Source organism: Collinsella sp. Sow4_E3 (assembly GCF_052116285.1).
Lineage (GTDB): Bacteria > Actinomycetota > Coriobacteriia > Coriobacteriales > Coriobacteriaceae > Collinsella.
On the sequence record NZ_JBQKLJ010000147.1, the window covers coordinates 1 to 324 of the forward strand.

A 324-nucleotide genomic window follows, 5' to 3' on the forward strand; every position below is an offset into this window, starting at 1 on the left:
CCTCGGCATCCTCGGACTCGACCGCGCCATCCTCGCCATCCTCGCCGCCGGTGAACGCGGCTTCGATTTCGCCACCTACCCGATCCGATTCAACCCAGCCCTGTTCACCGCCCTGCTGAGGGCTGGGCAGCGCTTCATCACCGACCTCCACGCCGCACGAGACGCGGCCACCACAGACAGGACAGCAGCATGACCGGCACCGAACTGGCAACTATGCCCCAAAAACTCGAGTACGCCCGCACCCTCGCAGACGGGAACCTGCTCCCCAGGCAGTACTACAAGCAACCCGCGAACGTGCTCATCGCGATCGAGTACGGGGACGCG

1 protein-coding gene is annotated in these 324 nt (G+C 65.4%); it reads left to right on the top strand.

Features of this window, described 5'->3' with window-relative positions:
* Positions 1–193, top strand: a 193-nt coding sequence (locus ACTQ48_RS11685; protein ID WP_441571110.1) for a hypothetical protein, incomplete at its 5' end; no start/stop codon positions are given.
* Positions 194–324 lie beyond the last annotated feature (131 nt).